This is a genomic window from Thauera phenylacetica B4P (assembly GCF_000310225.1).
GTDB lineage: Bacteria > Pseudomonadota > Gammaproteobacteria > Burkholderiales > Rhodocyclaceae > Thauera > Thauera phenylacetica.
The window spans coordinates 1-13,980 of sequence record NZ_AMXF01000102.1; the positions used below are offsets into that span (position 1 = coordinate 1).

General features: G+C 71.2%; 14 protein-coding genes and 1 pseudogene. 8 read left to right on the top strand and 7 right to left on the bottom strand.

The features are described 5' to 3' along the window. From C667_RS13260 to C667_RS13270, 3 genes and pseudogenes are all read left to right on the top strand, one after another. Positions 1-233: pseudogene (locus tag C667_RS13260) on the top strand (hypothetical protein); the annotation flags it as partial. Positions 234-301: 68 nt separating this feature from the next. Further along, on the top strand, positions 302-1,006 hold the full coding sequence (locus tag C667_RS13265; RefSeq protein WP_004365358.1) for a type II secretion system protein: 705 nt from the start codon (positions 302-304) through the stop codon (positions 1,004-1,006). Between the two features lie 66 nt (positions 1,007-1,072). After that, entirely contained in the window at positions 1,073-1,714 is a 642-nt protein-coding gene (locus C667_RS13270) for a prepilin-type N-terminal cleavage/methylation domain-containing protein (protein ID WP_004365360.1), read from the top strand. A 50-nt stretch (positions 1,715-1,764) separates the two neighbouring features. Here the strand turns inward: C667_RS13270 and C667_RS13275 are convergent, their stop codons facing one another. Next, on the bottom strand, positions 1,765-3,732 hold the full coding sequence (locus C667_RS13275) for a monovalent cation:proton antiporter family protein (RefSeq protein ID WP_004365362.1): 1,968 nt from the start codon (positions 3,730-3,732) through the stop codon (positions 1,765-1,767). A 153-nt stretch (positions 3,733-3,885) separates the two neighbouring features. On the opposite strand from C667_RS13275, the gene C667_RS13280 reads away from it, so the two are divergent. The 5 genes from C667_RS13280 (at position 3,886) to C667_RS13300 (ending at position 7,699) form a co-directional block, all read left to right on the top strand. Beyond that, on the top strand, positions 3,886-4,875 hold the full coding sequence (locus tag C667_RS13280; protein WP_004365365.1) for a KpsF/GutQ family sugar-phosphate isomerase: 990 nt from the start codon (positions 3,886-3,888) through the stop codon (positions 4,873-4,875). Then, positions 4,876-5,457 carry an LPS export ABC transporter periplasmic protein LptC gene (lptC, locus tag C667_RS13285; RefSeq protein WP_004365366.1) on the top strand — a complete coding sequence of 194 codons (582 nt, stop codon included), beginning with the start codon at positions 4,876-4,878 and terminating at the stop codon, positions 5,455-5,457. Beyond that, positions 5,454-5,993: a lipopolysaccharide transport periplasmic protein LptA gene (gene lptA, locus C667_RS13290; RefSeq protein WP_004365368.1), complete on the top strand. Its 540-nt coding sequence runs from the start codon at positions 5,454-5,456 to the stop codon at positions 5,991-5,993. Before lptC ends, lptA begins: the two co-directional genes overlap by 4 nt. 34 nt (positions 5,994-6,027) lie before the next feature. Next, entirely contained in the window at positions 6,028-6,804 is a 777-nt protein-coding gene (locus C667_RS13295) for an enoyl-CoA hydratase (protein WP_004365370.1), read from the top strand. 328 nt (positions 6,805-7,132) lie between these two features. Then, a complete protein-coding gene (locus C667_RS13300) occupies positions 7,133-7,699 on the top strand; it encodes a phasin family protein (RefSeq protein WP_004365372.1) in 567 nt (188 codons plus the stop codon). 112 nt (positions 7,700-7,811) lie between these two features. Here the strand turns inward: C667_RS13300 and C667_RS13305 are convergent, their stop codons facing one another. The 6 genes from C667_RS13305 to lnt form a co-directional block, all read right to left on the bottom strand. After that, positions 7,812-8,183 (bottom strand): 4a-hydroxytetrahydrobiopterin dehydratase, encoded by a 372-nt coding sequence (locus C667_RS13305; protein WP_004365373.1) that lies wholly within the window; start codon positions 8,181-8,183, stop codon positions 7,812-7,814. Between the two features lie 66 nt (positions 8,184-8,249). Then, entirely contained in the window at positions 8,250-9,026 is a 777-nt protein-coding gene (locus C667_RS13310) for a lysophospholipid acyltransferase family protein (protein ID WP_004365374.1), read from the bottom strand. Between the two features lie 53 nt (positions 9,027-9,079). Next, the gene (gene gmhB / locus C667_RS13315; RefSeq protein ID WP_004365375.1) at positions 9,080-9,613 is read right to left on the bottom strand and encodes a D-glycero-beta-D-manno-heptose 1,7-bisphosphate 7-phosphatase; all 534 of its coding nucleotides are present in this window, start codon (positions 9,611-9,613) and stop codon (positions 9,080-9,082) included. Between the two features lie 57 nt (positions 9,614-9,670). Continuing rightward, positions 9,671-11,770 carry a glycine--tRNA ligase subunit beta gene (glyS, locus tag C667_RS13320; protein WP_004365377.1) on the bottom strand — a complete coding sequence of 700 codons (2,100 nt, stop codon included), beginning with the start codon at positions 11,768-11,770 and terminating at the stop codon, positions 9,671-9,673. After that, positions 11,770-12,696: a glycine--tRNA ligase subunit alpha gene (gene glyQ, locus C667_RS13325; protein ID WP_004365378.1), complete on the bottom strand. Its 927-nt coding sequence runs from the start codon at positions 12,694-12,696 to the stop codon at positions 11,770-11,772. Before glyQ ends, glyS begins: the two co-directional genes overlap by 1 nt. 48 nt (positions 12,697-12,744) lie before the next feature. Beyond that, the coding region (lnt, locus tag C667_RS13330) for an apolipoprotein N-acyltransferase (protein ID WP_004365380.1) at positions 12,745-13,980 on the bottom strand (1,236 nt) is incomplete at its 5' end.

Below are 13,980 nucleotides of genomic sequence, written 5' to 3' on the forward strand. Positions count from 1 at the left end.
CGGGCGAACGCTGCCGCGCGGTGCTGGCCTTCGGCGGCGAGCGCATCCGCAGCGGCCCCGAGCGCCAGCTGCGCACCACCGCCGCCGAACGCGCCGATCCCGCCGCCTGGTTCGAGGGCCGCAACGTCGCCGCGCTGCGCGTGGGCGTACCGGAGTTCGAGGGAGCCGAGCACTTCCGCGTGGCCGCCCCCGAGCGCCCCGCCACCGAGGACGTCATCCGATGCCTGCCCTGACCCCGGCTCCCGACCCCCTGCGCCGACCCGCACAGGCAAGGGCCCGTCCCCGCGTCGGACGGCCCGGCGTGCCGGCGAGCGGCGGCCGTGCGCCGCAAGGGTCCGCACCACGTCGCGACGCCACGCACGGCTTCACCCTGGTCGAGCTCGCCATGGTGCTGGTGATCCTCGCCCTGCTCGGCGGCAGCCTGCTGGTCCCGGTGACGAGCCGGCTCGAGGCGCGCGACCGCAACGCCACCCTGGAGCGCCTGCGCGACATCCAGCATGCGCTCACCGGCTTCGCCATCATCCACGGCCGCCTGCCCTGCCCGAGCACCGAGCCCGACCCCGCCAGCCCGGCCTACGGGCTCGAGGACGGCCCGCCCTGCAACCTCGCGCGCGAGGGGGTGCTGCCCTGGCGCAGCCTGGCCATGCCGGCGACCGACGCCTGGGGCCGCGACCGCCAATCCGCCGCCGACGAGTGGGCGGGGCACTGGCGCTACCGCGTCGACCCCGCCTTCAGCGTCGCACCGATCGGCGCCGCGACCGCTCCCAGCGCCCGCCTGCAGATCCGCGACCACGACGGACGCCGCATCACCACGACCGACTCGCAGGCGGTCGCGATCGTGTGGTCGAGCGGCGCCAACCTGCGCGCCGACGGCGACAACACCAGCCACGCCAGCGCCACCCCGAGCTACCAGGCGGGCGAGCCGGGCGCCGACTTCGACGACCTGCTCGCCTGGATCGGCCGCCCGCTGCTGATCGCCCGCCTCGCCCAGGCGGGGCGGCTCTGAACCCCGCCCATGCCGACTGCACCATCCAGCCCTTTCACCACCGCCCCATCCACCGGGAGAACGACCATGCACAGAAAACCGCAAGCCGGATTCACCCTCGTCGAGATCGCGATCGTGCTGCTCGTGGTCGGCCTGCTGCTCGGCGGCGTCATGAAGGGCCAGGCGCTGATCGACAGCGCCCGCGTCAAGAACCTCGCCCAGGACCTGCGCAGCGTGCCGGCGATGATCCACGCCTACCAGGACCGCTTCCGCGCCCTGCCCGGCGACGACCCCGCCGCCGTCCGCCACCTCTGCTCCGGCGGCGGCGCCTGCACCGTCGCCGGCAACGGCAACGGCGTGATCAACGGCAGCTGGGACGCGGGCGCCGACACCGAGTCCGTCCACCTGTGGCAGCACCTGCGCCTTGCAGGCCTCGCCACCGGCAGCACGGACACCGCGGACTCAGGCTTCCTGCCGCGCAACGCGCTCGGCGGCCGCCTCGGCGTGCAGCGTGGCGGCAGCGTGCTCGGCCTGCCGGGCAGCGTCGTGGTGTGCTCGGACAACGTACCGGGCAAGCTGGTGACGCCGCTCGACATCGCACTCGACGACGGTGACCCCGCCGCCGGCTCGCTGCGCGCCGGCACGCCCGGCGACACCGGGGTGGTGGCGATCTCCGCCGCCAATCCGCTGCTCGAGGCGAACGCGCACACGGTGTGTGCGAGCCTGTGAGGGGTGAGGCGTGAGGGGTGAGGCGTGAGGGGTGAGGCGCCCAGGGCGGGTCAGCCGCCGAGCAGGCGCTCCTCGGCGGCTTCCAGGCTGCCGGGGACGCCGAGCAGCACGATCACGTCGCCGCTCTGGATGCGCGTCTCGGCCCCCGGCGAGAGCGCGCGGATGCCGCGCCGGCGCACCGCCGACACCGCCACGCCGAACTCCTCCAGCCCGAGCTCGCCGATGCTGCGCCCGACCCCCGCCGCCCCCTCCGGGACGATCACCGAGCGCAGGCGCGCCTCCGCGCCGTCGCCCGCGTCGCCGGCATCGCTGCTGCCCTGGAAGAAGCCGCGCATCAGCGCGTAGCGCTGGCTGCGGATCTCGCGAATGCGCCGCACCACGCGGCTGAGCGGCACCCCGGTGAGCGCCAACGCGTGCGAGGCGAGCATGATGCTGGCCTCGAAGGCCTCGGGCACCACCTCGGCCGCCCCCGCCTGGGCGAGCTTCTCCAGGTCGGCCTCGTCGCCGGCGCGCACCACCACCGGCAGGCCGGGACGCAGCGCGTGGGCGTGGTGGATCACCCGCAGCGCCGCCTCCAGCGCATCGAAGGACACCACCAGCGCGCTCGCGCGCTGGATGCCCGCCGCCACCAGGGTCTCGCGCCGCGCCGCGTCGCCATACACCACGGTGTCCCCGGCGGCGCCCGCCTCGCGCACGCGCTCGGGGTCGAGGTCGAGCGCGACGTAGGCGACGTTCTCCTGCTCGAGGAAGCGCGCCAGGTACTGGCCGCTGCGCCCGTAGCCGCACACGATGATGTGGCGCTCGGTGTTGAGCGACTGCGCCGCCACCCGGGTGAGCTCCATCGAGCGCAGCAGCCACTCCGAGGCGACGAAGCGCATCACCAGGCGGTCGCTCACCTGCACGATCAGCGGCGCGACCAGCATCGACAGCACCAGCGCGGCCACCGTCGCCTGGGCGAGACCGTAGGGCATGAGGCCGAGCTCGAGGATCTGCGACAACAGCACGAAGCCGAACTCGCCGCCGGCGCACAGCCACAGCCCGGAGCGCATCGCCGTGCCCGCCGGCGAGCCGAAGACGCGCGAGGCCGCGAAGACCACGCCGAACTTCAGCACCAGCAGCGCGGCGAGCAGGCCGAGCACCGCCGGCAGGTTGCGCGCGATCTCGGCGACATCGAGCAGCATCCCCACGGTGACGAAGAAGAGCCCGAGCAGCACGTCGCGGAAGGGCTTGATGTCCTCCTCCACCTGGTAGCGGTATTCGGTCTCCGAGATCAGCATGCCGGCGAGAAAGGCGCCGAGCGCGAGCGACAGGCCCACCAGCTCGGACAGCCACGCCAGCCCGAGCGTGATCAGCAGCACGTTGAGCATGAAGAGCTCGCCCGAGCGCCGCCGCGCCATCACCGTGAACCACCAGCGCATCAGGCGCTGGCCGAAGACCAGCACCAGCGAGAGCAGGAAGACCACCTTGAAGGCCGCCAGGCCGAGGGTGAACATCATCTCCTCGGCCGGGCGCGACAGCGCCGGCAGCAGGATCAGCAAGGGCACCACCGCGATGTCCTGGAACAGCAGCACGCCGATGACCTCGCGGCCGTGGCGGCTGTCGAGCTCCATGCGGTCGGCGAGCAGCTTGGAGAGGATCGCGGTGGACGACATCGCCAGCGTGCCGCCGAGCGCGAAGGCGGTGATCCAGCCCAGGCCGCCGAGACGCCCGAGCAGAGTGACGCACACGATCGTCGCCAGCACCTGGGCGAGCCCGAGCCCGAACACGATGCGCTTCATCGCCATCAGGCGCCCGAGCGAGAACTCCAGGCCGATCGAGAACATCAGGAACACCACGCCGAACTCGGCGAGGTGGCGTGCGCCAGCCGACTCCTGCATCAGGTCGAGCGCGTGCGGCCCGCCGAGCGCGCCGACGAGCAGGTAGGCGAGCACCGGCGGCAGGTTCATGCTGCGAAAGAAGGCCACCATCACCACGGCGGCGGCCAGCAGCAGGACCACGAATTCGAGGGTATTCAGCATGGGAGCCCGGCTGCGTGTGGCGCCAGCGCTGCCGGGCGGCGGCGCGGGTGTTTGGTATACAATCCGCTCGTTCGGGAGCTTGCCGGCAACGGCGCGCCCTCATCCCGCCGAGCCACCGCGTTTCCTTCCGCGCCAGTTTAAAGCATCGAATCCATGGACCCAATTTCCGCCTCGAGCGAAAGCCGAGCCGTCGCCCTCGCCCGCCGCGTGCTGCGCATCGAAGCCGACGCCGTGCTCGCGCTCGGCGCCCGCATCGGCGAGGAATTCGAGCGCGCGGTCGAGATCATCCTCGCCCGCCATGGCCGCGTGATCGTCACCGGCGTGGGCAAGTCGGGCCATATCGGCCGCAAGCTCGCCGCCACGCTGGCCAGCACCGGAACCCCGGCCTATTTCGTGCATGCCGCCGAGGCCGCGCACGGCGACCTCGGCATGATCACGCCGGCGGACGTCGTCATCGCCCTGTCCAACTCCGGCTCGAGCGAGGAGCTGCTCACCATCGTGCCGCTGGTCAAGCGCCAGGGCGCGCGCCTGATCGCGATGACCGGCAAGCCGGACTCGCCGCTCGCGCGCGAGGCCGACGCGCATCTGGACGCCGGCGTGGCCGAGGAGGCCTGTCCGCTCAACCTCGCCCCCACCGCGAGCACCACCGCGGCGCTCGCGCTCGGCGACGCGCTCGCGGTCGCGCTGCTCGACGCGCGCGGCTTCGCCGCCGAGGATTTCGCCCGCTCCCACCCCGGCGGTGCACTCGGCCGCCGCCTGCTGACCCACGTCGGCGACGTGATGCGCCCGGCCACGGCGGTCCCGCGCGTGCAGGGCGACGCCCCGCTCACCCAGGCCCTGCTGGCGATGACCTCCGGCGGCATGGGCATGACCGCGGTGGTCGACAACGACGAGGTGCCGGTGGGCATCTTCACCGACGGCGACCTGCGGCGCGCGCTCGAGAAGGGCTGCGACGTGCGCAGCGCCCGGGTCAGCGAGGTCATGACGCGCAATCCGCGCAGCATCGCCCCCGGCGCGCTCGCCGCCGAGGCCGCCGCGACGATGGAGAACCTGCGCATCAGCCAGCTGCTGGTGCTCGATCAGGCGGGCCGGCTGGCCGGCGCGCTCACGACCCACGACCTGATGCTCGCCAAGGTCATCTGAATGCGGGTCGACACCTGGCGCCTGTATCCGGTCTTCGCGCTCGCGTTGCTCGCGGGCGGGTCGGTGTGGCTCGAGCGCATCACCCGGATCGACGATCCGGTGACGAGCTTGGAACAGACCGGGCCTGACTTCATCGCCCACGACACCCGCGTGGTCGGATTCAGCGCGGTGGGCATGCAACGCTACGAACTGGTCGCCGAACGCCTGGAGCACTTTCCTGCGGGCGACATCACGCGCCTGCACGAACCTCGCCTGCAACTGCACGGCGAGGAAGGCACGACCACGATCACCGCGCGCATGGCCGACGTCGCCCCCGGCGGGGAGCAGGTCGACCTCGCCGGCGAGGTCCGCGTGCGCCGTCCGGGCCAGGCGGGGGCCCTGCCGCTCGCGCTCGACTCCGAGACGCTCTCGGTATGGCCTGACGCGCAGCGCGCGAGCACCGACTCGCCGGTCCTGATGACCCGCGGCACCGCACGCGCGTCGGCACAGGGCATGCGTGCGGACAACCTGTTCGGCACGCTCGAACTCATCGGCGAGGTCAGCACGACGATGCCACCCCGCCGCCAAGGATCCCCCTCATGAAGCAAATCCTCATCGCCACCGCGGCTGCGCTGCTGGTCGCCGCCTCGCCCGCGCTCGCCGAGAAGGCCGATCGCGACCAGCCGGTCAATATCGAGGCCGACCGCCTGACGGTGGACGACCGCAACAAGGTGCATGTCTTCGAGGGCAACGTGATCCTCACCCAGGGCACGCTGACCATCCGCGGCGACAAGCTGGTCGTCACCCAGGACGCTGCCGGGTTCCAGAACGGCGTCGCTACCGCGGCAGGCAAGGGCCTCGCGACCTTCCGTCAGCGCCGCGACGGCAGCACCGAGTACGTCGAGGGCGAGGCCGAACGCATCGAGTACGACAGCCGCACCGAGAAGGCCAGGCTATTCAACCGCGCCAAGGTCACCAGCGGCGGCGACCAGGTCGCCGGCCACTACATCGAGTACGACGCGATCACCGAGAACTATCTCGCCACCAACGCCCCGGGCAGCCGCCAGGGTGCGCCGGCCGGACGGGTGCGCGCGGTGATCCAGCCCAAGTCCGACGGCCAGCCCGCCGGCACGCAATGACCCCCCACGAGCACGACCACAGGAAGGAGACAGCATGAGCTTCGAGATGATCATCGCCGAGAAACGCGGCCGCGTCGGCCTCATCACCCTGAATCGCCCCAAGGCGATGAACGCACTCAACGACCAGGTGGTGAACGAGATCACCGCCGCACTCAACGATTTCGAGTCCGACGAGGGCATCGGTGCCATCGTCATCACCGGCTCGGAGAAGGCCTTCGCCGCCGGTGCCGACATCGGCGCGATGGCGAGCTTCTCCTACATGGACGCCTACAAGAGCGAATACATCACCCGCAACTGGGAACGCGTGAAGACCTGCCGCAAGCCGGTGATCGCCGCGGTGGCGGGCTTCGCGCTCGGCGGCGGCAGCGAGCTGGCGATGATGTGCGACATCATCATCGCCGCCGACACCGCGAAGTTCGGCCAGCCCGAGGTCAAGCTCGGCACCCTGCCCGGCGCCGGCGGCACCCAGCGCCTGCCGCGTGCGGTGGGGAAGGCGAAGGCCATGGAGTTGTGCCTGACCGGCCGCTTGATGGACGCGGTCGAAGCCGAACGTGCCGGCCTGGTCGCGCGCGTGGTGCCGGCCGACAAGCTGCTCGAGGACGCGCTCGCCACCGCGGAAACCATCGCCGGCTACTCGCTGCCGGCCGTCATGATGATCAAGGAGTCGATCAACCGCGCCTTCGAGAGCAGCCTCAACGAAGGCCTGCTGTTCGAGCGCCGCGTCTTCCACGCCGCGTTCGCGCTCAACGACCAGAAGGAAGGCATGGCGGCCTTCGTCGAGAAGCGCAAGGCGAACTTCCGCCACGACTGATCGTTCCCCGCCCGATCCGCACCGCGGCCGGCGCCCAGCCGGCCGCTTGCGTTTACACCTCGGCCCGCGTCATGCGGCTGCAACCCGGCCCCGGCACACTGGCGCCGCGTCCTCACCCGCCGTGCAGCGCAACACCCGGGAGATCTGGCAGCAAGAAATGGCGCACGGGCGCAAGTGATTGATTCCTTCAATCAATCCAGGATGTTGCGATGCACAAAAATATGCTTGACAGCCCGAACCGGGTCCGTATAATTCGAAGCATGCTGCAACGCAACATCGCAGCTACCGAAGCGATGTTGATGCACCCACACTTTCCAAGGAGATCCAAATGAGCAACTTCGTCACCCCCGAGCAGTTCGCCGCCGCCAACAAGACCAACGTCGAGACCCTGCTGACCCTGGCCAACACCGCCTTCGCCAGCGCCGAGCGCCTCGCTGCCCTGAACCTGAACACCGCCCGTTCGCTGCTGGAAGACGGCGTGGCCAACACCAAGGCCCTGCTGGCTGCCAAGGACGTGCAGGAGCTGGTGAACCTGCAGGTCTCGCTGGCCCAGCCGATCGTCGAGAAGGCCGTCGCCTACGCCCGCAGCGTCTACGAGATCTCGTCGCAGAGCCAGGAAGAGATGTCGAAGGTCTTCGAAGGCCAGGTCGCCGAGATGAACAAGGGCGTCGCCACCGCGCTCGACAAGGCTGCCAAGTCGGCTCCCGCCGGTTCGGACGTTGCCGTCGCCGCCGTCAAGTCGGCCATCGCCGCCGCCAACAGCGCCTACGACAGCATGAGCAAGGCTGCCAAGCAAGTCGCCGAGATCGCCGAAGCCAACGTGGCCGCCGCGACCAACGCCACCGTCAAGGCCGTGAGCACCACCGCCAAGACCGCCGCCAAGAAGGCTGCCTAAGCTTCATCCGGCACCGTCTGACGAAAAGGCCCCGCGCTGCGGGGCCTTTTTGCGTCTACCGGCTGCGCGCGCACCAGCGCGCGTACGGCCGGGGAACTGCAAGCGTGGCGGCTCAATCGTAGCGGATGTAGCGGAAGCGCTCGTCCGCGTTCGGCGTGCCTTCCAGCGCCCCGCCCTCGCGCGCGGGCTGCCAGTGCACGACCTCCTCGATCTTGCGCGCGAGCGCGAGATCGCGTGCGGTGATGCCGCGCGGCGAGTGCGTGGACAGGCGCACCCGCACGCGGTCCCAGCTCAGCTCGAGCTCGGGGTGGTGCCAGGCCGCCTCGGCCAGGTGCCCGACCACGCCGGCCACCATCAGCGTCGCCTTCCAGCCGCCGCTGCGGTAGTCGCGCACCAGGCAGCCCCCCTCCAGCCGCCAGTGCGGCAGCGCCAAAAGGCCGGCGAGGATCTCGTCCTCGTCGAGCGCACGGATCTCTTCGCTCATCGCACTTCTCCCGATGTCCTGAACCGCCCCGGCGGCCTGTGCGGGAGAGACCGGGCGGGCGCGCGCTCAGTTCCCTTCGACCTCGACCACCGCCTCGCCCGCGGCCGGCGGCGTGCCCGCCTCGTCGCGGTAATGGTGCGGGAACAGCCGGCGCATCTCGGCTTCGATCCAGGCTTCCGCCTGCTCGCTCACATCGTTGGCCTTGACGCCCTTGACGTCGATCACCGGGCCGATGCTGACGACGATCTCGCCCGCGCGCTTGATGAAGGCGTTACGGCGCCAGAGCTCGCCCGCGTTGTGTGCCACCGGCACCACCGGCACGCCGGCGCGCTTGGCGAGGATGGCCCCGCCCGGCTTGTAGCGCCGCGTCGCGCCCGGCGGCACGCGCGTGCCTTCCGGGAAGACCACCACCCACAGGCCCTCCTTGAGGCGCTCGCGGCCCTGCTCCACCACCTGGGTGAGCGCGTCCTTGCCGGCGGAGCGGTCGATCGCGATGCCGGGGATCATGCCCAGCGCCCAGCCGAAGAAGGGCACGCGCAGCAGCTCGCGCTTGAGCACATAGCACAGCGGCGGAAAGATCACCTGCAGCGCGATCGTCTCCCACGCCGACTGGTGCTTGGAGAGCACCACCGCGGGGCCGGCCGGGATGTTCTCGGCGCCGATCACGCGGTAGCGGATGCCGAGCACGTGGCGGATCACCCACATCATGATCGGCACCCAGCTCGTGATCAGGCGATGCCGGGTCATCGGCGGCAGCCAGAAGATGAAGGTGGCGAGGAACGCGTAGGGCACCGTGATCACGGTGAGCAGGATCGCGAACAGGATGGAGCGGATCAGATGCACGATTCTCGTCCGGTGATGAAGGCGTGAAGGTTGCGCGGGCGGTTGTGCGCCGCTCAGGCGGTCAGCGCGGTGACCACGGCGTCGAGGTCGGGGAAGACCAGCGTGCCGGGCGGCAGCTCGCCGCTCGCCTGCGTGGCCTCGCCCTTGCCGGTGAGCACCAGATAAGGCTGCGCACCGGCCGCGGCGGCGGCCTGGAGGTCGCGCAGGCCGTCGCCGACGCAGGGCACGTCGGCGAGCTCGACGTTGTAGCGCTCGGCGATCTGCAACAACATGCCCGGCTTGGGCTTGCGGCAGTCGCAGGTGGAGTCGGCCGCGTGCGGGCAGAAGAAGATGCCGTCGAGCCGGCCGCCCGCCTGGGCGAGGCTCTTGACCATGCGGTCGTTGATCGCGTTGAGCGTGTCCATGCCGAAGAGGCCGCGGCCGATGCCGGACTGGTTGGTCGCCACCACCACCCGCCAGCCCCACTGGTTGAGCCGCGCGATCGCCTCGAGCGCGCCGGGGATCGGCTTCCACTCCTCGGGCGACTTGATGTACTGCCCCGAGTCGACGTTGATCACGCCGTCGCGGTCGAGAACGATGAGCTTCATCACGGGCTCCTTGCGGGGACGAGGCCCGCGGCGCCGGGCGCCGCGAGGCGACGAGGATCAGGCCGACAGGCGCGAGAGGTCGGCCACCTGGTTCATCAGGCCGGCGAGCTGCGCCAGCAGCGCGATGCGGTTGGCGCGGGTCAGCGGCTCCTCGGCCATCACCATGACGTCCTCGAAGAACCGGTCCACCGCCGCGCGCAGGCCGGCGAGCGCGCACAGCGCGTCGGTGTAGTCCTCGTTGGCGACGTGCGAGCGCACCAGCGGCGCGACCTCGACCACCTGGTGGAAGAGCGCCTTCTCGGCGTCCTCCTGCAGCAGCGCGAGGTCGGGCTCGCCCGGCGTGCCCTCGGCCTTCTTCAGGATGTTGACGATGCGCTTGTTGGCGGCGGCCAGGGCCTCGGCCTCGGGCAGGGCGCGGAAGGCCTCGACCGCGGCGAGCTTGGCCGGCACCAGGTCGATACGCGCGGGCTTCAGCGCCAGCACGGCGTCGATCACGGCGCCGTCGCGGCCCGTCTCGCGGAGCAGGTTCTTCAGGCGCTCGAACATGAAGTCCTGCAGCTGCGCGGCGAAGCCCTCGGCGCCGAGCAGGCCGGGCTTGAAGCCGGCGGCGGCGGTGTCGATGAGCCTGGGCAGCTCGAGCGGCAGCGGCGCCTCGATCAGGATGCGCAGCACGCCGAGCGCGGCGCGGCGCAGCGCGAAGGGGTCCTTGTCGCCGGTGGGCACCATGCCGATGCCGAAGAAGCCGACCAGGGCGTCGAGCTTGTCGGCCAGCGCCACCGCGGCGGCGACATTGCCCGCGGGCAGCGCGTCGCCGGCGAAACGCGGCTGGTAGTGGGCCTGGATGGCGTCCGCAACCACCTCGCCTTCGCCGTCGGCGAGCGCGTAGTAGCGGCCCATGATGCCCTGCAGCTCGGGGAACTCGCCCACCATGTCGGTGACGAGGTCGGCCTTGGCCAGGCGCGCGGCGCGCTTCGCGGCGGTGACGTCGCCGTGCAGCTGCGCCGCGATCGCGCCGGCCAGCGCCTCGAGGCGCTCGACGCGCTCGAGCTGGCTGCCGAGCTTGTTGTGATAGACCACCGGCGCCAGGCGCGGCAGGCGGGCCTCGAGCTTCTGCTTCTTGTCCTGCTCGAAGAAGAAGCGCGCGTCCGACAGGCGCGGGCGCACCACGCGGGCGTTGCCGGCGATGATGTTGGACGGGTCGGCCACCCGCATGTTGGAGACGATGAGGAAGCGGTTGAGCAGCTTGCCGGCGCCGTCGAAGAGCGGGAAATACTTCTGGTTGGCGCGCATGGTCAGGATCAGGCACTCCTGCGGCACGGCGAGGAATTCGGCCTCGAACTCGCCCACGTACACCGTCGGGTGCTCGACCAGCGCGGCGACCTCGTCGAGCAGGTCGGCGTATTCGTCAAGCAGCGCGCCCTGCCTGGCGGCCTCGGCGAGCAGCTGGCGCTCGATGTCGGCGCGGCGCTCGGCGAAGCTGGGGATGACCTTGCCCTCGGCGAGCAGCGTGGGCTCGTAGGCGTCGGCGCTGGCGATGTCGATCTCGCCGCGGCTCATGAAGCGGTGGCCGCGCGTCGTGCGCCCGGAATCCAGGTCGAGCACGCGGCCCGGCACCACGTCGGCGCCGTGCAGCAGGGTGAGCTTGTGCACCGGGCGCACGAAGGTGGCGTCGCCGTCGCCCCAGCGCATGACCTTGGGGATGGGCAGCGCCTTGACCGCGTCCTGCACGATGCCCGCCAGCACGTCGGCGAGCCTGGCGCCCGCCACGGTCGCGGTGTGGAACAGCGCCTCGGCCTTGCCGTCCATGCGGCGCTCGAAGCTCGCCAGAGTGGTGTCAACTGAGTCCGCCGGGATGCCCTTGGCCGCCATCTTCTTCAGCAGCGCCGGGGTCGGCTTGCCCTCGGCGTCGAGCGCCACGGACACCGGCATCAGCTTCTCGGTGACCTCCTTCGCGGCGGCCTCGGAAGCCACCTGCGCCACCGTCACCGCCAGCCGCCGCGGGCTGGCGAAGGTGCGGAAAGGCGCGTCGGCCGGCGCCAGGCCCCGGGCCTTGAGGCCCTCGGCAATCTTGGTGGCGAAGGTCTCGCCCAGGCGCGGCAGGGCCTTCGGCGGCAGTTCTTCGGTGAGCAGTTCGACGAGCAGGGTCGCGGCGGTCATCACGCGGCCTCCTTGGTGGCGTTCAGCATCGGGAAGCCGAGGGCTTCGCGGGATTCGAAATAGGCCTGGGCGACGGCGCGCGACAGGTTGCGGATGCGGCCGATGTAGGCGGCGCGCTCGGTCACCGAGATGGCGCCGCGGGCGTCGAGCAGGTTGAAGGTGTGCGCGGCCTTCAGCACCATCTCGTAGGCCGGCAGCGGCAGGCCGACCTCCATCACGCGCTTGGCTTCGGATTCGTAGTTGGCGAACAGCGAGAACAGGAAGTCGACGTTGCTGTGCTCGAAGTTGTAGGTCGATTGCTCGACCTCGTTCTGGTGATAGACGTCGCCGTAGGTGACCGCGCGCCCGTCGGGGCCGACCGACCACACCAGGTCATAGACGTTTTCCACGCCCTGCAGGTACATCGCCAGGCGCTCGATGCCGTAGGTGATCTCGCCCAGCACCGGCTTGCAGTCGAGGCCGCCGACCTGCTGGAAGTAGGTGAACTGGGTGACTTCCATGCCGTCCAGCCACACCTCCCAGCCCAGGCCCCAGGCACCGAGGGTGGGGTTCTCCCAGTCGTCCTCGACGAAGCGGATGTCGTGCACCATCGGGTCGATGCCGAGCGCGCGCAGGCTGTCCAGGTAGAGTTCCTGGATGTTGAGCGGCGAGGGCTTCAGCACCACCTGGAACTGGTAGTAGTGCTGCAGGCGGTTGGGGTTCTCGCCGTAGCGGCCGTCCTTGGGGCGGCGCGAGGGCTGCACGTAGGCGGCGTTCCAGGGCTCGGGGCCGATCGCGCGCAGGAAGGTGTGGGTGTGGCTGGTGCCGGCGCCGACCTCGAGGTCGTAGGGCTGCAGCAGCACGCAGCCGCGCTCGCCCCAGAAGTGCTGGAGCGTGAGGATGACTTGCTGGAAGGTCGGTTTCACGAGTCGGGATTCGGTGGTCATGGTCTCGGGCAGCCTCCGGGCTGCGCAGCGCACGCAAAAGCTGCGATTTTACCGGGCTTCGGCCCGGCGCGGGCGTGCTGCGGCGGCGGCGAGGGCCGCGAGAAGGATCGCGATCGCGGCGGCGAGGAGCGCGGGGCGGTCGCCCCAGCGCGCGTAAGGGGTCATGCCCTGGTGGCCCTGCACCTCGGCGCGCAGCACGCCACGCTCGAACGCGGGCAGCACGGCGGCGACGCTGCCGTCGGGCTGCACCACCGCGGTCATGCCGGTGTTGGTCGAGCGCAGCATCGGGCGGCCGGTCTCGAGCGCGCGCACGCGGGCGATCTGCAGGTGCTGCGGCTGGGCGAGCGAGTCGCCGTACCAGGCCAGGTTGGAGAGGTTGAGCAGCAGCGTGGCCGCGGGCAGCGCGCGGATCAGCTCGGCGCCGAAGAGGTCCTCGTAGCAGATGTTGAGCGCGACCTGCTGATCGCCGAAGCGCATCGGCGCCTGGTCGGGCGCGCCGCGGGTCTGGTCCGACATCGGGATCTGCGCCAGCTGGTAGAACCAGCCGAACAGCGGCGGCGAGTATTCACCGAAGGGCACCAGGTGCTGCTTGGCGTAGCGCTGCACCGGCGCGCTGCCTAGGCTGATCGCGGCGTTGTAGATGCGCTCCTCGGCGTCGCGGCGGAAGGCGCCCATCACCAGGTCGCCCCCGGCCTGGCCGGCGAGGCCGGCGAAGGCCTCGAGGTAGCCCTCGGGGAGGCGGTCGAGCAGGGTCGGCACGGTGGTCTCGGGCAGCACCACCAGCGCGGGGGGCTGCGGCTGCGCGAAGGCCTCGCGCGCGAGCTCGAGGTTGACCCGCAGCACCTCCTCGAAGCGCGCCGGATCCCACTTGAGGCTCTGCGCGAAGTCGGTCTGCACCAGCGCCACCTTCAGCGGCGCACCGGCCGGCTGGGTCCAGGCGTGACCGAGCAGCGCGAAGCCGGCGACGAAGGGCGCGAGCAGCGCCAGCGCCGTGCGCCACCCGAGCAAGGCGCGCGCGCCGCCCGCCCGCAGCGCGATGGCGCACAGCGCGGCGACGAAGGCGCTCAGCCCGCCGACGCCATACACGCCGAGCACCGGCAGCAGGCCCGCGAGCGGGCTGGGCGGGGTCTGCGCATAGCCGATGGCGAGCCAGGGGAAGCCGGTGAAGAGCACGCCGCGCAGCCATTCGGAACCCAGCCAGAGCGCAGCGAAGAGCGCCGCCGCGCGCACCGGCGCGCGCGCGACGCCACGCCCGCGCAGCGCGGCGAAGGCCGCCCCGGCGAG